General features: G+C 67.8%; 20 protein-coding genes. 3 read left to right on the top strand and 17 right to left on the bottom strand.

Going from position 1 to position 25,434, the window contains the following annotated elements:
* Positions 1-92 precede the first annotated feature (92 nt).
* Positions 93-1,640 (top strand): glycosyltransferase family 39 protein, encoded by a 1,548-nt coding sequence (locus IBX22_RS31790; RefSeq protein WP_194819431.1) that lies wholly within the window; start codon positions 93-95, stop codon positions 1,638-1,640.
* A gap of 173 nt (positions 1,641-1,813) precedes the next feature.
* Positions 1,814-2,650 carry a HEAT repeat domain-containing protein gene (locus IBX22_RS31785; RefSeq protein ID WP_194819430.1) on the top strand — a complete coding sequence of 279 codons (837 nt, stop codon included), beginning with the start codon at positions 1,814-1,816 and terminating at the stop codon, positions 2,648-2,650.
* On the opposite strand, the gene IBX22_RS31780 is transcribed toward IBX22_RS31785, so the two are convergent.
* The 3 genes from IBX22_RS31780 to IBX22_RS31770 form a co-directional block, all read right to left on the bottom strand.
* Positions 2,640-5,903, bottom strand: coding sequence for an arabinosyltransferase domain-containing protein (locus tag IBX22_RS31780; RefSeq protein WP_194819553.1), 3,264 nt, complete (start codon positions 5,901-5,903; stop codon positions 2,640-2,642). The two genes, IBX22_RS31785 and IBX22_RS31780, sit on opposite strands and share 11 nt — an antisense overlap.
* A 354-nt stretch (positions 5,904-6,257) precedes the next feature.
* On the bottom strand, positions 6,258-6,764 hold the full coding sequence (locus IBX22_RS31775; RefSeq protein ID WP_194819429.1) for a hypothetical protein: 507 nt from the start codon (positions 6,762-6,764) through the stop codon (positions 6,258-6,260).
* Between the two features lie 64 nt (positions 6,765-6,828).
* Complete coding sequence (locus IBX22_RS31770; RefSeq protein WP_194819552.1) at positions 6,829-8,139, bottom strand: DNA polymerase IV; 1,311 nt, start codon at positions 8,137-8,139, stop codon at positions 6,829-6,831.
* Between the two features lie 254 nt (positions 8,140-8,393).
* On the opposite strand from IBX22_RS31770, the gene IBX22_RS31765 reads away from it, so the two are divergent.
* A complete protein-coding gene (locus IBX22_RS31765) occupies positions 8,394-9,278 on the top strand; it encodes a UTP--glucose-1-phosphate uridylyltransferase (RefSeq protein WP_194819428.1) in 885 nt (294 codons plus the stop codon).
* A 1-nt stretch (position 9,279) separates the two neighbouring features.
* Here the strand turns inward: IBX22_RS31765 and IBX22_RS31760 are convergent, their stop codons facing one another.
* The 14 genes from IBX22_RS31760 to murD all read right to left on the bottom strand — a co-directional run bounded on the left by IBX22_RS31760 (position 9,280) and on the right by murD (position 25,430).
* Positions 9,280-9,729, bottom strand: coding sequence for a C40 family peptidase (locus IBX22_RS31760; protein WP_194819551.1), 450 nt, complete (start codon positions 9,727-9,729; stop codon positions 9,280-9,282).
* A 395-nt stretch (positions 9,730-10,124) separates the two neighbouring features.
* On the bottom strand, positions 10,125-13,256 hold the full coding sequence (gene ileS, locus IBX22_RS31755; protein WP_194819427.1) for an isoleucine--tRNA ligase: 3,132 nt from the start codon (positions 13,254-13,256) through the stop codon (positions 10,125-10,127).
* A 333-nt stretch (positions 13,257-13,589) separates the two neighbouring features.
* Positions 13,590-13,790: a hypothetical protein gene (locus IBX22_RS31750; RefSeq protein WP_194819426.1), complete on the bottom strand. Its 201-nt coding sequence runs from the start codon at positions 13,788-13,790 to the stop codon at positions 13,590-13,592.
* Between the two features lie 50 nt (positions 13,791-13,840).
* Complete coding sequence (locus tag IBX22_RS31745; RefSeq protein ID WP_194819425.1) at positions 13,841-14,689, bottom strand: DivIVA domain-containing protein; 849 nt, start codon at positions 14,687-14,689, stop codon at positions 13,841-13,843.
* A gap of 111 nt (positions 14,690-14,800) precedes the next feature.
* Positions 14,801-15,088 carry a YggT family protein gene (locus IBX22_RS31740; protein ID WP_194819424.1) on the bottom strand — a complete coding sequence of 96 codons (288 nt, stop codon included), beginning with the start codon at positions 15,086-15,088 and terminating at the stop codon, positions 14,801-14,803.
* An 89-nt stretch (positions 15,089-15,177) separates the two neighbouring features.
* Positions 15,178-16,005, bottom strand: a complete 828-nt coding sequence (gene sepF, locus IBX22_RS31735; RefSeq protein WP_194819423.1) for a cell division protein SepF — start codon at positions 16,003-16,005, stop codon at positions 15,178-15,180.
* A 129-nt stretch (positions 16,006-16,134) separates the two neighbouring features.
* Positions 16,135-16,890 carry a YggS family pyridoxal phosphate-dependent enzyme gene (locus tag IBX22_RS31730; RefSeq protein ID WP_309234866.1) on the bottom strand — a complete coding sequence of 252 codons (756 nt, stop codon included), beginning with the start codon at positions 16,888-16,890 and terminating at the stop codon, positions 16,135-16,137.
* The gene (gene pgeF, locus IBX22_RS31725; protein ID WP_375540300.1) at positions 16,887-17,615 is read right to left on the bottom strand and encodes a peptidoglycan editing factor PgeF; all 729 of its coding nucleotides are present in this window, start codon (positions 17,613-17,615) and stop codon (positions 16,887-16,889) included. Before pgeF ends, IBX22_RS31730 begins: the two co-directional genes overlap by 4 nt.
* Positions 17,616-17,745: 130 nt before the next feature.
* Positions 17,746-18,984 carry a cell division protein FtsZ gene (gene ftsZ / locus IBX22_RS31720; RefSeq protein WP_194819422.1) on the bottom strand — a complete coding sequence of 413 codons (1,239 nt, stop codon included), beginning with the start codon at positions 18,982-18,984 and terminating at the stop codon, positions 17,746-17,748.
* Between the two features lie 262 nt (positions 18,985-19,246).
* Positions 19,247-19,933, bottom strand: coding sequence for an FtsQ-type POTRA domain-containing protein (locus IBX22_RS31715; protein WP_309234865.1), 687 nt, complete (start codon positions 19,931-19,933; stop codon positions 19,247-19,249).
* A gap of 4 nt (positions 19,934-19,937) precedes the next feature.
* Positions 19,938-21,377 carry a UDP-N-acetylmuramate--L-alanine ligase gene (gene murC, locus IBX22_RS31710; RefSeq protein ID WP_228539933.1) on the bottom strand — a complete coding sequence of 480 codons (1,440 nt, stop codon included), beginning with the start codon at positions 21,375-21,377 and terminating at the stop codon, positions 19,938-19,940.
* 44 nt (positions 21,378-21,421) lie between these two features.
* Positions 21,422-22,543: an undecaprenyldiphospho-muramoylpentapeptide beta-N-acetylglucosaminyltransferase gene (gene murG, locus IBX22_RS31705; protein WP_309234864.1), complete on the bottom strand. Its 1,122-nt coding sequence runs from the start codon at positions 22,541-22,543 to the stop codon at positions 21,422-21,424.
* Positions 22,540-23,994 carry a putative lipid II flippase FtsW gene (ftsW, locus tag IBX22_RS31700; RefSeq protein ID WP_228539798.1) on the bottom strand — a complete coding sequence of 485 codons (1,455 nt, stop codon included), beginning with the start codon at positions 23,992-23,994 and terminating at the stop codon, positions 22,540-22,542. Before ftsW ends, murG begins: the two co-directional genes overlap by 4 nt.
* Entirely contained in the window at positions 23,991-25,430 is a 1,440-nt protein-coding gene (gene murD, locus IBX22_RS31695) for a UDP-N-acetylmuramoyl-L-alanine--D-glutamate ligase (protein ID WP_194819420.1), read from the bottom strand. Before murD ends, ftsW begins: the two co-directional genes overlap by 4 nt.
* Between the last annotated feature and the right edge of the window lie 4 nt (positions 25,431-25,434).

Below are 25,434 nucleotides of genomic sequence, written 5' to 3'. Positions count from 1 at the left end.
GGATTGCTTGGCTAGCATCGCGTTTCGTCAGCTTGTGTGCGGTGGGGCGGGGCCCGGTCGCATCGTTCGAACCGTTGGTACGGAGGGCCGCGATGCGCGCCGCCGAGGACATCCAGACCACAGCGCCGACGGCGTTGCCGACCTTCGCGTGGCGCGAATTGTCGATCCTGAGCGGACTTCTCGCTGTTCTGCTGAGCGCGCGGGTGGGGCGATATCCGCTGTGGGGCGACGAGCTGTATCTCGTCCCGGTCGGGCGGCGACCGTCCTGGGGCTTCGCCGACCAGGGGCCGCTGGTTCCGTTGCAGGCCTATCTCTCGGACTTGATCGCACCGGGTTCCGCTGTGCTGCTTCGGCTTCCGGTCGTCGTCCTGACGGTGGCGACTGTCGGCCTGGCCGCGCTGATCGCCCGCGAGCTCGGTGGCGGGCGGGCCGCTCAGCTGGTCGCCGCGTTGAGCTACATTTGCACGCCGTTCGCCGTGCAGCAGTCCGCGGCACTCAGCACCTTCGCCTACGACGCGGCACTGATCTCGCTGGTGTGCTGGCTGCTGATCCGCTGGGTTCGCACCCGCCAGGACCTACTGCTGATCGCGGCGGGTGTGGTTGCGGCGGTGGACTTTCAAGTGAAATGGATGGTGCTGGGTATCTGGGGCGTGCTCGGGATCAGCGTGCTGCTGTGCGGGCCACGGGAGGTGTTCCGCCGCCCGGCGTTGTGGGCCGGTACCGCGATCCTGGCGCTGTCGACGATTCCGGCGCTGCTGTGGCAGGCCCGCCACGAATGGCCGCAGATCGCGATGGGCGCGGTGATCCGTTCGGAGCAGACCGCCATGTCCGACGGACAACTCGCCTCGGCGATCCGGGAACTGATCCTGACCACCGGCCCGAGCGGAATTCTGCTGCTGCTCGGGATCTGGGCGGTCGCCCGAGCACCGCGACTGCGCCCCTACCGTTTCCTGCTTCCGCTGGGTGTCATACCGCTGCTCGCGGTGTTTCTCGCCGGCCTACGCCCCTACTACCTGGGCGACGGGTTCGCGGTCTTCTACGCGACAGCCGCGGTCTACCTCGTCGGCGACGAGCTGCGCGACCGCACCAAGAAGCTGCTGACCGCCTATTTCGTCATCGGGGTGACGACCGTCGTGGCCGCAGTCTGCCTACTCCCCCTGCCACACTCCTGGCTGCACACACCCGCGATCCGCAACGGCGACATGGCAATCCGCGCCCAATTCTTCGGCCTGCACGGCTGGCCGCAACTCGTCGACACCGTCGAACGCGCCGTCGCGGCCCTGCCGGACACCGAACGATCCGACACCATCATCATGACCCAGAACTACTGGCAGGCCAGCGCACTCGACGTCCTGTCCACCAAGGACCTCCCCCCGATCTACAGCCCGAGCCGCGGCTACGGCTACTTCGGCCCACCACCCGACACCGCGACCCGCGTCCTCTACCTCGGCGGCGACAGCCTCGCCCCCACCCTCACCACCCAATTCACCTCCGTGACTCCACTAGCCCGCCTCGACAACCCCACCGGCTACCAAGGCGTGAACCACGGGATCCGCCTCTGGCACTGCACCACCCCGGTGCGCCCCTGGTCCCAAACCTGGCCCGAACTGATGACACTGCGCCTCGAACACGGAGACTGACCCGGCGAGCTCCGCCACGGCACCTCGCAGGCACCGAATCCGCCGGGTCCCGCCCGCCGACAACAAGCGGTGGTCTATCGTGTTGCGGCGCAACACGCCGTTGCGGTGTGGGGTGAGGGTGTTGGCAGGGGTGGCGCGGGGAGAATGCTGGGCATGACGTGGATGCGATGGCTATGAGTGATAGGGCCGGTAGCGACCTCGCGGGGGTGGGTTCTGCGGAGTTGCTGGAGCGGGCGTTGGTGGTGGGGGATCCGGAGGACGATCGGTGGTGGCGGACGGTGACGGAGTTACAGCACCGGACCGATCGGGGGACCTTCGATGCTGTTGCGGCACTGGTGGATTCGGCGGATGCGACGACCCGGTTGCTGGCCGTCGATGTGCTGAGTCAGTACGGGTACGCGCACGAGAAGCCATTCTTGGAGGAGGCGTTGCCGTTGTTCGCGGCGGCGTGCGGGGATTCGGATCCGCGGGTGGTCGCGTCGGCGATCGGCGGGTTCGGGCATCACTACGATCCGCGGGGGCTGCCGTTCGTGCTGCCGCACGCCGGCTCCGAAGACCGGGGTATCCGGTTCTCGGCCGCGGTCGCGCTGGCCACGATCGCCGGGGAGCCGCCCGCGGGCGAGGCGGTGGACGCGCTGGTCCGGTTGAGTACCGATCCTGAAGACATGGTGCGGGATTGGGCGGTGTTCGGGCTGGGCACCCAGCTCGACATCGATACGCCCGCGGTGCGGGACGCGCTCTCCGCCCGCCTGGACGACCACGATCCGGAAACCGCCGCCGAGGCCGCCATGGGCCTCGCGCGACGCGGTGACGTGCGCGCGGTGGCCGCGCTGCACACCATGCTCGCCGACGACCCGAGCACGCTGGCCATCGAGGCCGCGACCGTGCTCGGCTCGCCGGAATTCCTTCCGGCGCTGCGGGCGCTGCGCGACGACGCCGGCGCGGCCGAGTCGTGGTACATCGCCACGCTCGACGACGCCATCAGCGCCTGCACCCCCGCTACCAGCTGACGTTGATCGGGCCCGGCGTCCAGGTGCCCCAGCGGTGCACCGGTTCGACCTGAACCTGAGCGCGAACGGCGTTGGGGTCCAACGGGATGTACTGCTCGAGCGAACCCCAGTCACCGGGCCGATCCCAATCGTGGTTCAGATAGGCCGGGACGGTGCGGGTGGTGTACAGCAGCTGGGTCCAGCCGAGCGGTCCGCCGCCGACGTGGTCCTGCCACATGTTGGTGATGGAGGCGCCGGTGCGGTCCGGCAGGATCCGGTATTCGGGCAGCGCGGAGACGCCGACCCGGGTGGGCAGGTGGTTCTGGCAGGGAAAGTTCAGGCCGACAGCCCAGTCCATCAGCACCGGCGTCCGCGAACCGAGCAGGGCGTTCAAGGTTTTCGTCTGCGGGACCCGCGGCGGGGTGACCGCCAGCCACTGGTCCTTGCCGAGATCCTTGTCCTCGGCGACCAGGCGGACCACGTCGGCGTCGCCGGGCAGCTGATCGAGCGGGACGCGCACGTTGCGCCACAGCGGCGCGGGGCCGATGTCGATCGGCAGGATCCGCCCACCCGCGGCGACATTGCCGTCGGAACCCGTTGTGCCGTATTCGAGTTCGAGATGCTGCCCGGGATGCACGACACCATCGGAGTCGATAGAGCGGATCCGGCCCGCCACCGCGATGGCGATGATGTCACCGCGACTTCCGTCGACCGCACTGGGTAGTCGGAACCAGCCGGTGTTCAGCGCGGCCGGAGTCTGCGCGCCCTCGCGGTAGCTGCCGAGCACCGGGGTGGTGGCTGGATCCAGCCCGAAGGGCAGCGCGACGGTGCTGCCGCTCGTCGTATCCGATTCCGAGTCCGCCGATTCCGCGGCGTCCTGGAGTTCCTCCGGGTCGCTGGAGACCGTGTTCGCTCGACCGGTTTCGGATTCCACCTCGTCCGAGACCAGCACGGGGGCAACGCCGTTCGGGCCGAAGCCGCCGGATTCGGTCCCCGCAAGTGTGGTAGCCGTGTCCCCGGTCAGCGGCGCGAGCATGGACGCGTTCGGATTCGTTTCCACCAGAACGTCATCGGCGAGACCACAACCACCGGCGAACGCGGCGGAGACATTGGATTTCCCGAGCGAATACGCGGGGTATTGCGACACAGTGGCTTTGGCGAACGAGCCCACCAGGAACAGCACCATGAACGCGGCGACCAGCGCCAGCACCGGCACCCGGGTGACCTTCTCCGCCCACGGTCTCAGGCGAGTATCCGGGCGGATATGCCACCACCCCGCCACCACCAGCGCCAGCACCGACAGACCGGCCGCGACGGACGAGAGCCCCTTGCCCGCGATCTCGGGCGCCTTGTCCCACCACGGGATACCCCACGACGACACATACCAGTACCCGTTGGCCGCCACGAAAGTCATTGCGAGGGTGAAGAACACCGCCGCCGCGAACAACGCACGGTTACGCACCGAGCGCAGCACCCCGTGCCCGACCGCCACCGCGGTGAGCGCCGCGACGCACCCCGCCAGCCCCGCGAACACACCGAACTGGTGATTCCACTTGGTGGGCGAGAACATCATCAGCACCATCGCGGCGAACGTGATGCCCACCAGCCGCCGCGTCGGCCCGACAGCCGTCCCGGGCAGCTGCCCACCGCGGCGCAGCATGCTCACCACGCACACGATCAGTCCGAGCAGCAGCATGAACATGCCGAACCGCCGGGTCAGCCAGCCGTCACCACTCGGGGTGATCAGATACTGGTAGCGCAGATACTCGAAGAACCACGACTCCCCCGGCTTGATCAGGTCATGCACCCGCAGCATCTCGAGCACCGCGGCCAGCGTCCGGTCGGCGAAGACCACGGTCAGCACCAGCACACCGGCCGCGAACAGCGGAGTGAGCAACGACAGATACCCAGCCGTCTTCGCCCGCCGCACAACGACTTCCGTCATCCCCCGCGCACCGGCGGCCAGCGCCCCGATACAGATCAACCCCGACGGAGCAGCGGTCAGGGTGAACGCCGCAATGATGATCGCGCACGCATACGGCAGCAGCCGCCGAGTGGCCAGCGCCCGCTCCACCGACACCCAGGTGAGCAGCACTCCCGTCGCCACCACGAATTCGGCCCGCAGCCCGTTGTTGTAGGGCAGCCAGAACGCCAGGAACATCAACGCCGAGGTCCACACCGCGACCCCACCCCGCAACGCGGCCCCCAGCCGCGGCAACACCTCACGACTGATCACCCACCAGCAGATCACCGCGGAAGCCAAGGTAGGCAACCGAACCCACGGACTGACCGTGGAAATCTGCGCCAGCCAGCCGATCACATCGGTGTAGGGCGTGTAGAAGGGCCCCTCATCGACGCTGAACCACCGGTAGTAGTTCGACATGTACCCGGAGCTCTGCGCACCCCGCGCCATACCGAGGATGTAACCGTCATCAGAAGTGTTGGCACCTATGAAATGCCAGACACCGAGCGTCGCGAACACCACCCCGTCGACCGGCCGCAACCGCCACCATCGCGTCGGCAGGAACCGCCGCGTCGCCCGGCCGTCCAGACAGTCGAGTCGATGCAGAGCCACCAGCGCGACCAACGTCGCGAGCACACACAAGATGATCGCCGCGAGCTTCAACGCCGTCGGCGAGGTGGAGAACCGCGAATCGACCGCGATATCCACACCCAAACCCGCTGGCGGAGCGCCCTTTACCTCACTGAAAACCCCAACCACTTGCGGCCGTAGATCTTTGGCAGCGAGGTCACCAGAACTGATCGGCCCAGCACCACTGACAGCCACCGAGTTCTTCCCAGCAGCCAATTCAACTGCCACCGAACAGTTCTGCCCCCGCACCGCCTCCAACGGCGCCGACCACAGCAGCGTATTCCGCGAGACAACATCCACCCGCCCGGGTCTGTCAGCGGCATCAGCCACCACCTTGACAACGAACCCGTACCGCTCCATATCCGCCGACTGCCGCGGGATGGTCGACATGACCACCCCACCGGTCTCCGCGAGCGCCGTCATCGCGGTACACGGCACCTGCGCCGACAACCCGATCGGCGCATATGCGGTCAACGGCGCTTGAACACTGGTAACCGACCCGGCTTGCGGCCACGAGATAGTGGCGACATCCATCCGCACCGGCAGAAAGGGAATCGCGACCGCACACAGCGCACCGATCAACGCCGCGATCAACGCGACGGGACGAGCCCACCCGCGATACTTCTCCGAACGCGCGGTCTCAGTCCCGGATTCGTCGACGGACTGCCCCGCCCACACCATTGTGTCAGCCACGGAGCCTGATAATAGCGGCGATTCCGAAAACTGAAACCCGTTGCCACCCAGACAGTCCCACGCCACAACAGCATCCCCGCACGTCAAGGGACTATTCCAGGGCAGCCGCCAACCACCCACACCAACCCTGCACCAATGCTTTTCAGCACCTCAGGGCGAACGCCGAGCGAAGCGAGGCAAGCCCGAAGCAGTGCGGCACCGGGGAAGCGAAGCGCCCCCGGTGCCCCTCCGAACTCGTAGGCGGGACGAAAGCCGAGCGTCAGCGAGGCTTCGTCCCGACTACGCACTCAGTAGGCGGGACGAAAACCGGGCGGCAGCGAGGCGTCGCCCGACCCGCGAAAACTAGGCCGTGCAAGCAACCGATTGCACATTGGCCAACTGCAGCATCTGGCAGGCCCAGGTCTTCTGCACCTTCCACTTACCGTCTTCCGCAACAAACGGCACGTCAGCGATGTTCTCCTGGCCGTTGATCGTGATCTTCGCCTTGGCGTTGATGGTGTCACCGAACGCCGTAACCTCAGTAACCTCGGCCTTCGCACCCGACTGCTCGACGGCCTGCGCGAGACGCCCCGGCAGTTCCGGATCAGCCTGCGCACCCTGCACCATGTCCAGCTTGTCAGCATTCGGCACACTCGGGTCGAGCGCCTTCTGCAGCTGGGCGTTCAGCTCCGCCACGGTCGGGACCGGCGGCACGTTCGCCGCGCTGGTGGCCGTCGCCATGGCACTGGTCGTCGAACTCTTCGCCGTCGAAGTGTCCTTCTTGTCGTCGCTGCCACAGGCGGTCATGCTCAGTGCGGCGGCGAGTGCCAAGCCGGCGATCGCGATACGTCCAGTCTTACGAAGCTTCAACTGCTCGTCCTTTGCGTTCGAGTAGGTTCCGTGGATTCTGAAAATTTACAGCCGGTGCTTCAGGCTAGTGGAGGCTGTCGAGCGGATCCGCACGGGACAGACTGATGTCGTCGGCGCTGAAGGTACGCGCTGGGCCCGGCCCTGTCGAACTGGTCTCGAAACGTACTGTGACCACTCCCAATCCGGCCCCCTGCACCCAGCCGTGCCCGAATTCCGGGTGGGTGACATCCATTCCGGGATACCAGAAGGTTGCTCGGGGCTCTGGCGTGTCGTCCGCGGCGGCGGGGGCGGGCGTTTCGGGCACCCAGGCGGCCGCGCTGTCCTCGATCGGATCCTGATCCAGCTCCGGGAACAGCGACTCCTGCCGCACGGTGGACAGGCCACCGAAACCAACCCCCACCAACCGGATCGGGCCCAACTCGGCCGGATCGATCGCGGACCGCTGCGCGGCGGTGGACAGGGTTGCCAGATCCGTTGTCGCGTACGGCAAGGTGAACGAGCGGGTGACCACACTCATGTCGGACTTCTTCAGTTTCAGCACCACGGTGCGCGCCGCCCGGCCGTCCTTCTCCAGCCGGCGGTGCGCGGACGCGGCCATCACCTCGATCGCGGGCCGCAGCTGAGCGAGGGTGACGATGTCGGTCTCGTAGGTGTTCTCGGCGCTGATCTGTTTGGCCTCGGCGCGTTCGGCGACCGGGCGATCGTCGATGCCGCGGGCCAGCCGGTGCAGCGCGAGGCCCAGGCTGCCGCCGAGAATCGAAGCGGCCTCGGACTCGGGCAGCGCGGCGAACGCGCCGACGGTCTCGATACCCAGTGAGCGCAGCCTGCTTTCGGCGACGGGCCCGATCCCCCAGAGTTTGCGGACCGGCAGCGCGGCCAGTAGCCGCTGCTGTTCGGCGGGCGAAACCACCCGGATACCATCGGGTTTGGCCAAACCGGACGCGATCTTCGCCAACTGTTTGCCGGTCCCCGCGCCGACCGAGGCGACCAGACCGGTCCGCTCCCGGACCACCGCGCGCAGTTCGGTGCTGAACTCGTGCACCTGCGCCACCGTCGCACCGGCCAATTCCGCGGGCTCGCCGAAGGCCTCGTCGAACGACAGCGTCTCCAGCACCGGGATCCGGCTGCGCAGCGCCTCGAACACCCGGCCGCTCAGCTCGCCGTAGACCACACCGCGCGGCGGCACCACCACCGCCGTGACCCCGACCAGCCGCCGCGCCTGATGCATCGGCATCGCCGAGCGTGCGCCGTAGACCCGGGCCTCATAGCTCGCCCCGGCGACCACACCGCGCCCGCCGGTGCCGCCGACGAGCACCGGTCGCCCACGCAGGGTGGGACGGGTCAGTTGCTCGACGGATGCGAAGAAGGCATCCATGTCGATGTGCAGGACCCAGCGCCGGGCGGGGCGTTCCGCATCCTCCGGCGGGTATGGCGGCTGGGTACTCACCGCGCCCGCCGCGGGTTCAGGGTCCTCACGGCCAGGAATCTACGCGGCCGCACCGACAGATTCACCGACCGGCGGGCCGGCCGTTGACTGCGTGATAGCTGCCGCCCCTGAGTCCCGGTCTACCCGTCTTGACCTGCCCCGATCGGACTTGGCACCCCCGTGGGTGTGTGATGATCGGGGGTATGAAGATCCGCAAGGCCGTCATCCCGGCCGCTGGAATCGGCTCTCGGCTCCTCCCGCTCACCAAGGCCATCCCGAAGGAGATGCTGCCGGTCGGTGACAAGCCGGTCATCGAGCACACCGTGCGCGAGCTCGTCGCGTCCGGCATCACCGACATCACCATCGTCGTCAGCGGTGGAAAGTCGTTGATCCAGGATCACTTCCGCCCCAACCCCGCCCTGGTCGCGCAGCTGCGCTCGGACGGCAAGGACGCCTACGCCGACGCTGTCGCGGAGGTCGGCGAGCTGTCCCGGCTCGGCCACATCACCTACCTCGACCAGCACGGCCCCTACGGCAACGGCACGCCGGTCCTGAACGCGGCCCGCAACGCCGGTGACGAGCCGATGCTGGTGCTGTGGCCGGACGACGTGTTCGTCGCCGAGGTACCGCGCGCCCAGCAACTGGTCGACGCCTACGAGGCCACCGGCGCGCCCGTCCTCGCGCTGATGCCGATGGATCCGGCCGAATCGAGCCGGTACGGCGTACCGGTCGTCGCCGACGATCAGGGCAACGGCCTGCTGCGCATCACCGGACTGCGGGAGAAGCCCAAGCCCGCCGACGCCCCGTCGGCCTACGCCGCGATCGGGGGCTACGTGGTAACTCCAGGCATCATCGAGGAGCTGCAACGGCAGACCGACGCCTGGTACGAACATCGCAGCGGCGAGGTGTATCTCACCGATGCGATCAATGTGTTCGCGGCCGGCCACCCGGTCTACGGCCAGGTCATCCGGGGTCGCTGGTACGACACCGGCAACCCGGCCGATTACCTCGTCGCCCAATTCGCTTCCGCGCTGGCGCATCCCGAGTACGGCCCGCTGTTGCGCGGGCTGGTGACCGGGGAAAGCTAGCTCAGAAGAACCGGCGGATGGCGTAGATGTTGAATTCGCGCAGCGGGGTCAGCCCGACCGGGACGCCCCAGTCGTAGGCGTTGAGAATCTGGCCCATCCCGGCGTAGATGCCCACATGCGAGCCGTCTCGGTTCAGGACCACCACATCGCCCGGCGCCAAACCGATGAACGCCACCGGGATGCCCACCTTCGCCTGTTCCCAGGTGGTGCGCGGCAGCTTGATCCCCACCTGGCGATAGGCCCACTGGACCAGACCCGAGCAGTCCCAGGCGTGCGGCCCGTTGCCACCCCACTGGTAGGGCTTGCCCACCTGCGTGGTGGCGAGCGCGAGCGCGGCGAGCCCGCGGGGGCTGGCGATGGGCAGCGGGAATTCGGCGGAGCCGCTGCTGCTTCCGACCTCGTTGAGGGTTTCGGCCAGGTTCACACCGGCCGTGGCGAGAAACTCGGCCATACGCACGGTCTGTTCCAGGTAGGTGGTCTCCTGGGCGGTCTCGGCGGTGTTGCCGAGGGTGGCCGCGCCGGGGTCGGCCGCGGCGGTGCAGGGGGTCAGCAGAGCCGCGCAGACCGCGGGTGCGGCCAGTAGCAGGCCCAAACTAGTCCACTTACCGGGTCTTTCCGATGTCTTCGGCACGGCACGCATCTCCTCAGCTATCACGGAGGTATCTCTGTGTCCCAGTAGCAACACCGAATTCTGCGCCCGAGCGACTTGCGGAACAAGCTTCTAGCTAACTTTCAGCATTGCATCTCGGTCACGGTCGAGATGCGGGGGCGTAAAGAAAAACGGGGCCGGCTCCTGGGTAGGAGCTGGCCCCGGGTAGATCTTCGCCTCGCTCAGGAGGACAAGGCTCAGGCCTTGCCGAGCGAAACCTTGACGCCGCCCACGATCTCGGCCGCATTCGCGCCCGCGTCACCGAAAGTCAGTGCGGTGGCGAGGATTTCGCCCGCGATCAGATCGCGATGCGTCTCGGCCCAGCCCAGCCGCTCGGCGGGCACCTCCAGCACCACGGCGATCCGGTCCGAGACGTCCAGGCCCGCGGACTTGCGGCTTTCCTGCAGGTCACGGATGAGGTCGCGGGCCCAGCCCTCGGCCTCCAGTTCCTCGGTCACCACCGAATCGAGCACCACCAGCCCGGCATTGCCGGGCAGCGCGGCGGTGGACTCGGGCTCGGCGGCGACCAGGCGCTGGGTGTATTCCTCGGGCAGCAACTTGATGCCGGCCGCGGTGACGACACCGTCGGCGCTCTCGGACCAGTCACCGGCCTTGACCGCCTTGATCACCGTCTGCACGTCCTTGCCCAGACGCGGACCCGCGGCGCGCGCGTTCACGACCAGCTCGAAGCGGCCGTGCACGGCGACATCGGTGGTCAGGTCCACCTTCTTGACGTTCACCTCGTCGGCGATGATATCGGCGTAGGGCCGCATCCGCTCGGCGTCGGCGGCCGCGATGGTGACCTCGGCCAGCGGCAGCCGCACCCGCAGGTTCTGCGCCTTACGCAGGCTCAGCACCGTGGAGCAGACCATCCGCACCTCGTCCATGGCGGCGACCAGATCCGGATCCTGCGGGAGCTCACCCTCCTTGGGCCAATCGGCCAGGTGCACCGAGCGCTCGCCGGTGAGCCCGCGCCAGATCACCTCGGCGACCAGCGGCAGCAGCGGCGCGGCCAGCCGGGTGACCACCTCGAGCACCGTGTGCAGGGTGTCCACGGCGTCGCGGTCCTCGGACCAGAAGCGCGAACGCGACCGGCGCACATACCAATTGGTGAGCGCGTCGGCGAACTGGCGCAGCTCGTCGCAGGCGCCGGCGATGTCGTAGGTCTCCAGCGCCTCGGTCATCACGTCCCGCGTCGCGGCCAGCTTGGCCAGGATGTACCGGTCCAGGACGTGCGGCGAATCCGTGCGCCACACACCGGCTTCCGAGGTGTAGAGCTGCAGGAAGGTCCACGCGTTCCAGAGCGGGCGCAGCGCATGGCTGACCCCCTCGCGGATGCCGCGCTCGGTGACGATGAGGTTGCCGCCCCGCAGGATCGGCGAGCTCATCAGGAACCAGCGCATGGCGTCGGAGCCGTCCCGGTTGAACACCTCGTTCACATCCGGGTAGTTGCCCTTGGACTTGGACATCTTCAGGCCGTCGTCACCGAGCACGATGCCGTGTGCGGCAACGGTTTTGAACGCCGGGCTGTCGAAGAGCGCGGTGGACAGTACGTGCAGGGTGTAGAACCAGCCGCGGGTCTGCCCGTTGTACTCGACGATGAAATCACCCGGGAAGTGGCTGTCGAACCACTCCTTGTTCTCGAACGGGTAGTGCACCTGCGCGTAGGGCATGGAGCCCGACTCGAACCAGCAGTCCAGCACCTCGGGCACGCGCCGCATCATCGACTTGCCGGTCGGGTCATCGGGATTCGGCCGGACCAGGTCGTCGATCATCGGGCGGTGCAGATCGTCCGGGCGCACGCCGAAGTCGCGCTCCAGCTCGTCCAGCGAGCCGTACACGTCCAGGCGCGGGTAGGCCGGGTCGTCGGACACCCACACCGGGATCGGACTGCCCCAGTAGCGGTTACGGCTGATGTTCCAGTCCCGCGCGCCTTCGAGCCACTTGCCGAACTGACCGTCGCGGATATGCTCGGGCACCCAGCTGATCTGCTGGTTCAGCTCCACCATGCGATCGCGGAACTTGGTCACCGCGACGAACCAGGACGGCACCGCCATGTAGATCAGCGGCTGACCGGAACGCCAGCTGTGCGGGTAGGAGTGCTCGATCGTCTCGTGCCGCAACAGCTTTCCGGCGGCCTTGAGGTCCTTGATGATCGCCGGGTTGGCGTCGAAGACCATCAGGCCCTCGTACGGCGGCACCATCGAGGTGAACTTGCCGCCCGGATCCAGCGGCTGCACGATCTCGATCCCGTTGGCCGCGGCGACATCCATGTCCTCCTCACCGAATGCCGGTGCGAGGTGCACGATTCCGGTGCCGGAGTCGGTGGTCACGTAGTCGGCCGCGAGCACCCGGTGCGAGTTCGGGTGCCCGGCAAAGAAATCGAACGGCGGAGCGTAGCTCAGGCCCACCAGCGCCGCGCCCAGGTGCTCGGACAGCACCTCGGGCTCCTCGCCGAACTCCCGGACGTAATGCGAAACCCGCTCGGCGGCCAGCACATAGCGCTTGCCGTCGGCGGCGCGCAGGTGCACGTACCGCACCTCGGGGTGCACCGCGATCGCGAGGTTCGAGGGCAAGGTCCACGGCGTGGTGGTCCAGATGAGCGCGTTCGCGCCGTCCAGCTCGTGTAGCGGATGGTCGCTCGGCACGCTCAGCACCATGTCGACGGTGACCGCCGGATCCTGGCGCATCTTGTAGGCGTCGTCGAGGCGGGTTTCCTGATTGGACAGCGGCGTCTGCTCGTACCAGCTGTAGGGCAGCACCCGGAAGCCCTGATAGATCAGGCCCTTGTCGTACAACGACTTGAACGCCCACATCACCGACTCCATGAAGTCGAGATCCAGCGTCTTGTAGTCGTTGTCGAAGTCCACCCAGCGTGCCTGACGCGTCACATAGTCGCGCCATTCACCGGTATACCGCAGCACCGAGGATTTGCAGGCGGCATTGAATTCCGCCAAACCCATCGCATCGATCTGTGATTTGTCCGTGATACCGAGCTGCTTTTCCGCTTCGATTTCCGCGGGCAATCCGTGGCAGTCCCAGCCGAATCGCCGGTCGACCTTGTTGCCCCGCATCGTCTGAAACCTCGGAATGAGGTCCTTCACATATCCGGTGAGCAGATGTCCGTAGTGCGGCAAACCGTTGGCGAACGGCGGCCCGTCGTAGAAGACGAACTCGCCCGCGCCGGACCGGTTCTCGATGCTGGCCTGGAACGTGTCGTCGGCAGCCCACGCGTCGAGGACCTTGCGCTCCAGATCCGGGAAGGACCCGCCGCTACCGGCGCCGAGATCGACGCGAGGGTATGCGGCCTTGCCAGTCTGCTCCGCCATCGCGGGTACGTCTCCTCGTGCCACCGCGCCCGAGAGCGCGTATCTGTTAGGCACGGGGACGATGCCGGCGCCGGTGCGCCGTAACCGCGGTACCACCCCGTTTGTCCGTGCCGAACCGCACGGACCTCTCGTTGTGAGCTGTGACGGGCTCAACCCGCTCGGTTCTAGTAAGCGCTGGTCGCGCCGTTCTTCCGAAGGCTCCCCGGTGATGGCCGGATCGACGCCGTGTTTCTCTCGATTCTAACCAGTACTGTCCAGCAGGTTTCCGTAGCCCTGAGCTCGGGTACAAGCAAGTAGCTCATGATCACGAAGGTGCAAGGTGCTGACAGGTTCTCATCGTTTCGCGTGCCGCCCCGGCGGCGGCACTGCCTCGCCGTCCGGCTTGCGCATGGACAGCGCGCTGACCAGCAGCAGCACCGCACCGAGCACGCACACCAGGATGCAACCCCAGGCCCACAGCACCGACCCGGTGGTCAGTGCTGTCACGAGCAGGGCGAACCCGATCGCAGCGAGAACGAGCGTCAAGACGAGCATGGTGACCCCCTGGGGGGATGGCAGGACGCGCAGCCGACGGGGGGCAGGGTTTACTTAGAGCCCTTGGCGAACTGTGCGGGCGCGAGGTTGTTCCCGGCGCCGGCATCGGCGAAGGCTTCGCCGCCGTCCACCGGAACCGCCGACCCACGGTTCTCCAACTCCTCCAGCTGCGATTCCAGGTACGACTTGAGCCGCACGCGGTATTCGCGCTCGAAGGTCTTCAGCTGCTCGATCCGGCTCTCCAGCACGCTGCGCTGCTGGGTGATGGTCGCCATGATCTCGGTGTGCTTGCGCTCGGCGTCGGCCTGCAGGGCGTCGGCCTTTTCCTTGGCCTGGCGCAACTGGTTGTCCGAGCGGTTCTGCGCGTCGGTCAGCATGGCCTCGGACTTCTGCCGGGCGTCGCCGATCATCGCCTCGGAGCGTGTTCTGGCGTCGCCCACTAGGCGCTCGGAGTTGGCGCGCGCGTTCGAGAGCAAATTCTCAGCTTCGACCTTCGCGTCGCTCGTCAGCCGGTCCGCCATCTCCTGGGCGAGGCTGAGGACCTTGGCGGCCTGCAGATTGGCATCGGCGCCGGGGGCTTCCTTCGGCGCGGCCGCGACGGGCATCGGCGGCGGCGGAGCCTGCACCGGCGGCTTGATCGGCTCCGGCGGCGGGGGCGCCTGCTGCACAGGGGCTTTCACCGGTGCGGGCGCGGCCGGGCGGTTCTTCTTGGCATCGGCCAGTTCGGCATCGAGCTCGGCAACCCGCTGGCGCAGGTCGGCGTTCTCCTCGATCAGCCGTGAAAGTTCCTGCTCCACAAGGTCAAGGAAGGCATCGACTTCATCCTCGTTGTAGCCGCGCTTCCCGATCGGCGGTTTGCTGAACGCGACGTTGTGCACATCGGCTGGAGTCAGCGGCATGGAAGGATCCCTTCACGCGTCTTTTGGAGATGTAGCAGATCTAGCAAGGTATCTCGGACCATTCTGTCACACCGGAGCTACCGGTTGGCTGTGCCTGCGAACGATTGGTCGTCACGACACGCGCGCTTCGGCAAACGACATCGCGATAAACACCGCGAACAGCAGGACCATGATCGACAGATCGAGTCGAATTCCTCCCAATGACACCGTGGGTATCAAACGCCTCAGCAGTTTCACCGGCGGGTCGGTGATCGTGAAGATCACCTCCAGGAGGACAACAACGAACCCGGTCGGTCGCCAGTCACGGGCGAAGCTACGGATGAACTCGACAATCACCCGGCTGATCAACAACAGCCAGAAGATGAACAGCACGAGGTAGAGCACCGCGAACAAGGCCACGACCTCACTCTGCCGCAAAATCCGCGCCGCGCAAAATGACCACACCGCCCCCGGCGCAACGGATCTGCTGAAACCCCCTGATCACAACCCTATTTCTGGTTGTAGAAGCCGGTTTCGGCGATCCGGCGCCGCTCCTCGGCGGAGACGTCGACATCGGCCGGCGAGAGCAGGAACACCTTCGTGGCCACCTTGTCGAACGAACCCCGCAGCGCGAACGCGAGTCCGGCCGCGAAATCCACGAGCCGCTTGGCGTCGGCGTTGCTCAGGTCGACCAGGTCCATGATCACCGGGTTACCTTCGCGGAACCGCTCGCCGATGATCCGGGCCTCGCTGTAATCGCGCGGGCGCAGTGTCGTGATCTTGGACAAGGGACCTCCGTCCTCGAAGATCCCGGGCCGGCGCGCGGGGGCCGGTTCGGGGCGCACGCGCTCCTCCAGCCGGCGCTCCTCGGCGTCGGGATCGACAGCGAGCGCACCGCGGGTCGCTCCGCGCATCATCGGCGCGCCGCCACCAGCGGTGAAGCGACGGCCCGACGACGGAGCCGACTCGATCCGGGTGGGGCGCCGGGGCGCCTCGTAGCGATCGTCGCCGTAGGACTCCTCGGCATAGTCGTCGCGGCGCGCTACCGGGTATCCGGCCTTGTACGGCTTGTAGACCGGCGCGGGTTCGGCGTAGTCCGGCTCGTCGTCGAACCGGTCGGCCGGAGCGTAACGCTCGGCGCCGTAAGGGTCTTCGGCGTAGCGGTCGGCGGGGTAGCCGCCCGCGTAGGGGCTCCGACCACGCGCACCCCGCGGCTCGCTCCCACCGCGCGGGGCGGGTGCGGCGGTTCCGCGCAGATCGTCGGCGACGTAGTCGTCTTCGTAATCCTCGAGCGGAACCATGCCGAAGTAAGCCTTGAACTTGTGCAGCGTACTCATTACCGCACCTCGTGTTCGCTCATGTGGTCGACCTTCCTTCGGCCCCGGTGGCGGCCGGGTATTGAAGTTTTGCTCAGCCCTCTTCCGTCCCAAGCATATGTGTCGAATGTGACTGATGAGGTTTCTTTGCTACGCCGAGGTTATCGGTCGAGCGCCCATCAAGGCGGTACCGACACGCACGCAAGTCGAACCGTGTTCGACTGCGACTTCCAAATCCGAGGACATTCCGGCAGAAAGTTCGGTCGCACCGGGGTGTCGGGTCAGCAGCAGGGTGTGCAAGGTCGCAAGTCGTGCAAACGCGCTATCGGTGTCGGCTTGCAGTGGTGGAATCGCCATCAGGCCCCCTAGCTGCAGTCCTTCCGATTCCGCGATCAGGTCGGCGAGGGTCTCGAGTTCGGCCGGCGGGAGGCCGCCGCGGGACGGGTCTTCATCCAGGCTGACCTGCAGAAGTACCCGCACCGGCGTGTCTCGCTCCCCCGCCTCCAGCGCGTCGCGTGCCGCTTTGTCAAGAGCCATTGCCAGCCGTTCGCTGTCCACCGAGTGCACGGTGTGTGCCCAGCGCGCGACAACCCGCGTTTTGTTGCGCTGCAGCCGCCCGATCATGTGCCACTGCACGTCGCTGAGGTCTCGCTCACCCAAGAGCTCCGGCAGCGCCGCAACTTTTGCGGTTGCCTCCTGCTCCCGGGATTCACCGAACTCGCGACGGCCCAGCCGGTAGAGGATTTCCACATCCGAGGCCGGGAAGAATTTCGTCACGGGCAGCAGACGCACCGACCCGGCCGCCCGCCCGGCGGCCTGGCAGGCCGCATCGATGCGCGCCGTCAAGGTGGACAGGTTCGCCGACAGCTCCGCACTACGAGCGTCGAGCCGCGTTTCGGTGTTCACGCAGGAGTCTCCATCCAGATCACCCCGGCGATCCGTCCGGTCGGAGCCCCCCGCCGATGGCTGAACAAGGTCTTGTCCTCGATGGTGCAGCGCGGATCCATCGCAACCGCACCGATTCCGGCCTCGGTGAGCTGCCTGCGAATACCGGCGCGCAGATCCAGCGACGGCGTACCGCGCACGGTCGTCGCGGCACTGCCGGGCAGATGCTTCTCCACATCGGCGCGCATCGCGGCCGGAACCTCATACTGGCGGCCGGAAGCGGCCGGCCCGAGAAACGCACCGATCCGGTCCACCCGTGCACCCACGGACACCATCGCCTCGAGCACCTTCGGCACAATGCCGATCCGGGCACCGATCCGCCCGGCATGCACCGCCGCGATCACGCCGGCTTCGTCATCGGACAGCAGGATCGGCACACAGTCGGCGCTGAGGGTAACCAGCGCGAGATTCGGCACGGTAGTGACAATCGCGTCGGTGGCGGGCACCGCTTCGGCCCGCGGCCCGTCGACGATCTCGACATTGCGTCCGTGGATCTGCTCCATCCACACCATCCGATCCGGCGTCAGCCCAATACCTTCGGCCAGCCGCTCCCGATTACGCCGCACCGCACTAGGTTCATCACCGACATGATCCCCGAGATTGAACGTGTCGTACGGCGGCGCCGAAAACCCACCTGTCCTCGTCGTAGTCACCCGTCGGACAGTCATAGTCGGCGCAACAGTCATACCGCCGAGCGTAGTAGCCCAGCACAGGCCCCGACGAATGCCGCGCACCGCCCGAGACCACCATCACCCAGACACAAAACAGCGGACCATCCAAGAGCTTTGGATGGTCCGCTGTGTGACTGAGATCGAGTTATCGCCTCATGAAGGAAGGCACATCGACGTCGTCGTCATCGTCGTCGGCGTCGGGGGGCTGGATGTGTGCGCGCGGGTTGTGCGTCACCGTGGGTTCGGCGAGGCGCGCCCGCTCACTCTCCGCATAGCTCGGGACCGGGCCTCGCGTCGGCGTACTCGGCGTAGCCGCAGGGGATTCGGTCCGTGCAGTCACCGCGGGCTCGCTGCTGGTCCGCGACGAGCCGATCTCTCCGGCGCGCGCGGCGCCGATGGCGGTGCTGCGGGTGTTCTCGAAGCTGCGCCGGGCCGGGCCGCCGCCGTCGAAACCGGCGGCGATGACCGTGACACGGACCTCGTCGCCGAGGGAATCGTCGATCACCGTGCCGAAGATAATGTTGGCCTCGATGTGCGCGGCTTCCTGCACCAGCGAGGCGGCCTCGTTGATCTCGAACAGGCCTAGATCGGAGCCGCCCGCGATCGAGAGCAGCACGCCGTGCGCGCCGTCCATGGAGGCCTCGAGCAGTGGCGAATTTATCGCCGACTCGGCGGCCTTCACCGAACGGCCCTCGCCACGGGCGGAGCCGATGCCCATCAGAGCGCTGCCGGCGCCGGACATCACGGACTTCACGTCCGCGAAGTCGACGTTGATCAGGCCCGGGGTGGTGATCAGGTCGGTAATGCCCTGAACACCGTTGAGCAGCACCTCGTCCGCGGAGCGGAACGCGTCCATCAGGCTCACCGCCGCGTCGCCCAGCTGGAGCAGCCGGTCGTTCGGGATGACGATGAGCGTGTCGCAGGACTCGCGCAGCAGGTTGATGCCGACCTCGGCCTGGTTGCCGCGGCGCTTGCCCTCGAACGAGAACGGCCGGGTGACAACGCCGATGGTGAGCGCGCCCAGCTTGCGGGCGATGCTGGCCACCACGGGCGCGCCACCGGTACCGGTGCCACCGCCCTCACCGGCGGTGACGAAGACCATGTCGGCGCCCTTGAGCACCTCTTCGATCTCGTCTTTGTGGTCTTCGGCGGCCTTGCGGCCGACCTCGGGGTCGGCACCGGCGCCGAGGCCGCGGGTGAGCTCACGGCCGACGTCGAGCTTGACGTCGGCGTCACTCATCAGCAGCGCCTGCGCGTCGGTGTTGACCGCGATGAACTCGACTCCCTTGAGTCCCTGTTCGATCATCCGGTTGACGGCATTCACGCCGCCGCCGCCGATTCCGACGACCTTGATCACAGCAAGGTAGTTGTGCGGGGGCGTCATGGGCTCTCGCCTTCCTTCGATCTAAAGCCGTCGTTGCGGACGGGCAAACCCTGAACCTCAACCATAGGGTTGGCGTTATGTCAAGTATCCGACTGCTGCGGAACGCTATTCGCAGCCGCCGCGATACGCTCGCAGGCGCGCCGAGGTGAGTACCAGAATCTTGGTTGATCCCGCTCGCCTTGCCGCGCCACACGTCATATCGTGGACGATTGCCCCCTGAACCCGACCTTTCTGAAAGATCGCTGGGCGCAATAGGTGTCGCTCACTTTACCGTGACCAGATTAGGACTCGAAACGTCGAACACCGTGCCCTCGCGGGTCAGCAGTGGCAACACGACCTGCGCCTTACGTTCGGCGTCGTTCGCTCCGCCCCACACTACCGTGCGTCCATCGGTCAGGTTCAGGGAGATATCCGAAATCGACCGTGCGACAACCTCACCCACCTGAACGACCAGCGCCGGAGGCAGAACCCGCAGGACACCGACCGCGGCGACGGTCACCGGGTCGCTGCCGCCGGGACGCTCGGTGAGCAGTTTGGGCACACCGATCGGTGTGGGTTCGACGGCGAATTCGATGCCCTCGCCGTCCACCAGGTGCGCGCCGTCAGGGCCGTCGAAGTACAGCACCGGGACGCGTTCGGACACCGTGACTTTGATCGTGGACGGAAACATGCGCTGCACCCGGGCGGTGTGCACCTTCGGAATCCCCGCGACGCGCCGCGCCATGGCGGTGGTGTCCATGCGCAGCATGGAGCGTCCCTCCGGGATCTGCAGCTGCTCGCGCACCGCCTGCTCGGACACCGCGGTGAGCCCCTCGATCCGCACGGTCCGCACCGATAACGTGGGCGTGAACCAGGCCAGCACCATCACAGCGGCGAGAACGCACACGCCCAGCAAACTGAACAACCAGAGCCGGCGATCCAGCCGCCACCGCGCAAGACCGGGTCGCACCGGCTCACCGCCCGTACGGCGGACGCGCACGCAAGCCGTCGAGGATCTGGCTGCCGAGCATCGTCACATCGCCCGCGCCCATGGTGATCACCACGTCGCCGGGAAGTGCCAGCCCGGCGGCCTGCCGGCCCACCCGGGAGATATCCGGCTGGTAGTGCACCGGTTTGGTCACGGCCTGGGCGACCAGCGCGCCGTTCACTCCGGGGAGCGGCTCCTCACGCGCACCGAAGACATCGAGCACGACCACCTCGTCGGCCAGGCTCAGCGCGGCGCCGAACTCGGTCGCGAAGGTCGCGGTCCGGCTGTAGAGATGCGGCTGGAAGACCACGATGACCCGGCCCTGCCGCGAGCGGGCGCCATCACGGGCCTCCTGCTGCACCAGTTCGGCGGCGGCGCCGAGCACCGCACGCACCTCGGTGGGGTGATGGGCGTAGTCGTCGAAGACGCGGACACCGTTCTCCCGGCCCACGAACTGGAACCGGCGGTGCACACCCCCGAAACCCTCCAGCCCCTGGATGATCTCGTCGATATCCGCGCCGGTGGCCTTGGCGGCCAGCAGTGCGGCCAGCGCGTTGAGGGCCATGTGGCGACCGGGCACCGACAGGCGCAGGGTGCGCGGCGCGGCCTCGTCGGACAGCTGGAACTGGGCGACGCCGCCGACATCGCGCGGCTCCCAGTGGTGCAGGCGCACGCCGACGGGGACGGGCGCGTCCTCCAGTTCGCCGGAGCCGTAACCCAGTACCCGCACGCCTTTGGCGGCGAGCTTGTCGCTGACCCGGGCGGCCAGCTCCCGCGAACCGGGATCGTCCAGGCACACCACCAGCAGGCCGCCGTCGGCGATCCGGTCGCTGAAGTCGTCGAACACCTGGGCGTAGGCCTCGGGCGTGCCGAAGAAATCCAGGTGGTCGGCCTCGATATTGGTGACCACCGCGACATCCGGGGAGTACTGCAGCAGCGAGCCGTCGCTCTCGTCGGCCTCGGCGACGAAGCTGTCGCCGGTGCCGTGGTGGGCGTTGGTGCCGGCCTCGTTGAGTTCGCCGCCGACCGCGAAGGACGGGTCGAACCCGCAGTGCTGCAGCGCGACGATGAGCATCGAGGTGGTCGAGGTCTTGCCGTGCGTGCCCGAGACCAGCAGCGTGCGGTGCCCCTGCATGAGCGAGGCCAGCACGGCCGGGCGCAGCAGCACCGGGATGTCGCGCCGGTTGGCTTCCATCAGTTCGGGATTGGTCTTGGGGATGGCCGCGTAGGTGGTGACCACCACGGTGGGGCCGCCGGGCAGCAGATCCAGGGCGCTGGCGTCGTGGCCGATGCGCACCTGCGCGCCGCGGGCCCGCAGCGCGAGCACCCCGCGGCTCTCCTTGGCGTCCGAACCCGACACCTCACCGCCCCGGGACAGCAGGATCCGGGCGATGCCGGACATGCCGGCACCACCGATGCCGACCATATGCACCCGCTGCAGCGCGGGTGGGAGAGCCGATCGCTCGTTACTCACTGTGCGCGCCTCTCTCGTCCGATCGCCGCTACGATGCGCGCCACCTCGTCGGCGGCGTCGCGGTGTCCCGCGCCCGCCGCGGCGCGGCCCATCTCGGTCAGCCGCGCGGGATCGCGCAGCAGCGGTATCACCTCGTTGATCACATAGCCCGGGGTCAAGTCCTGGTCGGCGACAATTCTGCCACCACCCTGCGCCACCACCGGTCGTGCGTTGAGTTCCTGTTCACCGTTGCCGTGCGGCAGCGGCACGTAGACGGCGGGCAGTCCGACCGCGGACACCTCGGCGACGGTCATCGCGCCGGAGCGGCATACCACCGCGTCGGCGGCGGCGTAGGCCAGATCCATCCGGGACAGATACGGCACCGCGACATAGCGCGCGGCCGAACCGTTGCTGTCCGCGAGGGTCAGGGTGTTCTTCGGGCCGTGCGCGTGCAGGACCGAGATTCCGGCGGCGGTCAATTCCCGCGCCGCCCCGGACACGCCCTCGTTCAATGTGCGCGCGCCCTGCGAACCGCCGAACACGAGCAGCACCGGTCCCTCTGTGGGCAGGCCGAAATGCGCGCGTGCCTCGGCACGCAACGCGGTCCGGTCGAGGGTGGTTATGGCGGCGCGCACGGGGATTCCGACGACCTCGGCACCGGCCAGTCCCGAATCCGGGACGGCGGCAAGCACTCTGGTCGCGAACCGGGCGCCGACCTTGTTCGCGATACCCGCCTTGGCGTTGGCCTCGTGCACCACGACCGGCACTGCGCGCCTGCGCCCGAGCAGGCCGCCGCGAGCGGCCAGATACGCGGGCAGTGCGACGTAACCGCCGAAACCGACGATGACGTCGGCGTCGACCTTGTCGATCACGGCACGGGTCGCGTTGACGGACGCGCGTACCCGTCCGGGCAGACGCAGCAGGTCGGCGGAGAGCTTGCGCGGCAACGGCACCGGCGGGATTAGTTCGAGCGGATACCCGCGGGCGGGCACCAGGTCCTTCTCCAGGCCGCGCTCGGTACCGAGGGCGGTCACGCGGATCGACTCGTCGAGTCGCCGCAGCGCGTCGGCGACGGCGAGCGCCGGTTCGATATGTCCCGCGGTGCCACCGCCGGCCACGATCACCGAAATGGCGCTCACCTGTCTCTACCTCGTTCTCTCGCGTGGGGCATCGGATAGTTCGGTTCCCAGGCCCGGGTGGAGCGCAGGGAGCTGGTGCCGCGCCGGGGTGCGGCACCCGGTTGCGGACGGCGCGCCGGCGGCTGTTGCTGCCGGCCGCGCTGAGGTTGGGGCGGGGGGCGTTTGCGTTGCTGCGGCTGGCCTTTGGCTTTGGCGGCGTTGCGGGCCCGGGCCGAGGAGGCGGCCTTGGCGGGCGAGTACACCTCGGGCTTGGGCAGGCGCAGCAGCCGGCTGAACCGTCCGTCCGCACCGCCGTGCAGCGCGGCGACCGCCTCGGGTTCGTGCCGGGCCGCGTTGGCGATGATGCCGAACATGAACAGGGTGATCGCCAGCGACGAGCCACCCGCCGAGACCAGCGGCAGCTGCAGACCGGTCACCGGCAGCAACCCCACCACGTACCCGATATTGATCAGTGCCTGCGCGGTGATCCAGGTGGTCGCGGTGGCGGTGAGCAGCCGCAGGAACGGGTCGGCCGAGCGGGCGGCGATGCGCAGGCCGGTGTAGACGAACAGCGCGAACAGTCCGAGTACCAGTGCGCAGCCGAGGAAGCCGAGTTCCTCGCCGATGATGGCGAAGATGAAGTCGTTGTGCGAGTTCGGCAGATAACTCCACTTGGCGCGGCTCTGGCCCAGGCCGCGGCCCCAGATTCCGCCGTCTGCCAGCGAGTACTGCGCTTGGCGCGCCTGGTAGTTGGCGCCCAGCGGGTCGGCGCCCGGATTGAAGAACGACCGCACTCGGTCGGACCGGTAACCGGCCGATACCGCCAGCACGCCCGCCGCGATCACACCGGAGATGGCGATGGTGATGAACAACCGCACCGGCAGCCCGCCGAACCACAGCAGCGCGGCCAGCACCACGCCGAGCGCGATGGTGGTCGACAGGTTGGGCTGCAACACGACCAGCAGACAAACCAGCAGACCGGCCGGAACCAGCGGCACCAGAATGTCTTTCAGGCCCGCCCGCTCCGAGCGCCGCGAGGCGAGCAGATGCGCACCCCACACCACCAGCGTCACCTTGACGATCTCCGAGGGCTGTATCGAGATCGGGCCGAGCACGAACCAGCGCCGCGCGCCCTGCACCTCCGAGCCGATACCGGGGACCAGCACCAGCGCCAGCGCGAGCACCGACAGCGCGAACATCGGAAACGACCACTGCCGCAGGCGTTTCAGCGGCAGCCGCAGCGCCAGATAGAACAGTCCGCAGCCGATCGAGGCGAACATGGCCTGCTGGATGAACAGCCCATACGCGGACCGGTCGTTTGCGTAGGCCTCGACGGAGGAGGCCGAGAGGACCATGACCAGGCCCAGCACGGTGAGCAGGGTGGCGATGGTGACGACCAGGTGGAACGACGCGAGCGGACGCGCCAGCCAGGCACCGGCCCAGCGGACGCGCTTGGTCGCCATCGTCGTCATAGCTGCCGCCCGATATCCCCGTCCTCCAAAGTGTTCACGGCCTCCGCGAAACTCCGGCCGCGATGGGTGTAGTCGGCGAACATGTCCAGCGACGCGGCCGCGGGGGCGAGGAGCACGGTATCTCCGGGATTGGCCATACCGGCCGCCGCCCGAACCGCTTGCGCCATAACCGCGTCGGCCTTGTCCATCCGCACCGACTCGTCCATCAGTGCATCGTCTCCCGCCCACACCTCGATGACCGGGACATCGGGTGCGTGTCGCGCCAACGCGGAGGCGATCACCGGCGCGTCGGACCCGATCAGCACCGCACCGACCAACCGGTCGGCGACCTCCTCGATCAGATCCTCGACGTGCGCGCCCTTCAGCTGCCCGCCCGCGACCCAAACCACTTGGGGGTGCGCCAGAATCGAGGACCGCGCCGCATGCGGATTGGTGGCCTTGGAGTCGTCGATGAAGTTGACGCCCGCGACTTCGCGCACGAACGCGGCGCGGTGCGGTCCCACCTTGTGCTCGATCAGGCCCTCGCGCACGAACTGCGGGGCCACATCGATCGCGCGGGTCAGTGCGGCGGCGGCCAGCGCGTCGGCGACACCGGCGGGTCCGGGCGGGCTGATGTCGCCGACCTCGGCGAGGATCGCGGCCTTGGTGAAGGCGCGATCCAGCAGCTTGCCGTCGACCACGCCGAGTTCCCCGTCGGCGGGCACGCCGATGCGGAACCCGACGGTGCGGCGCGCCTTGGACTTGCGGGCCAGCGCGGCCGCGACCGCGTCGTCCAGGCCGACCACGCCGACCCGGCCGTACAGCGCGCGGGCCTTCGCGGCGGCGTAGGCGTCCAGGCCGCCGTGCCAATCCAGGTGATCCTCGGCCACATTCAGCACCACGCCGGCCTCGGGCCGGACCGACGGCGCCCAATGCAGCTGGAACGAGGACAGTTCCACCGCGAGCACCTGCGGGCCCGGGTTGCGGCGCAGCGCGTCCAGGATGGGCAGGCCGATATTGCCGCAGGCCACGCTGGCGATGCCGGCGGCGCGCAGGATGGAATGCGTCATCTGGGTGGTGGTGGTCTTGCCGTTGGTGCCGGTCACCACCAGCCACTTGCGGGCCGGACCGTAGATCCGGGCCTGGTCCACCCACCAGGCGAATTCCACGTCACCCCAGACCGGGATGCCCTCGGTGACCGCCGAGACCAGCACCGGCGAGTCCGGCCGCCAGCCGGGGCTGGTGATGACGAGTGCGAACCGGCTCAGATCCGTGTTTTCCAGATCTGCGCTGGGGGCGACTTCGAGCCCGAGTTCGGCGGCCTCGGCGAGCGCTTTCGCGCCGCCGTCGGTGACCACCGGGTGCGCGCCGATATCGCGCAGCGGTTCGATCAGCGAACGTCCGGAAACACCCCAGCCCGCGACGAGAACGTCACGGCCACGCAGGAATTCCAGCATAGGC

Source organism: Nocardia sp. XZ_19_385 (assembly GCF_015355755.1).
Classification (GTDB): Bacteria; Actinomycetota; Actinomycetes; order Mycobacteriales; family Mycobacteriaceae; genus Nocardia.
This window is presented reverse-complemented; position numbering and strand designations above follow the sequence as displayed.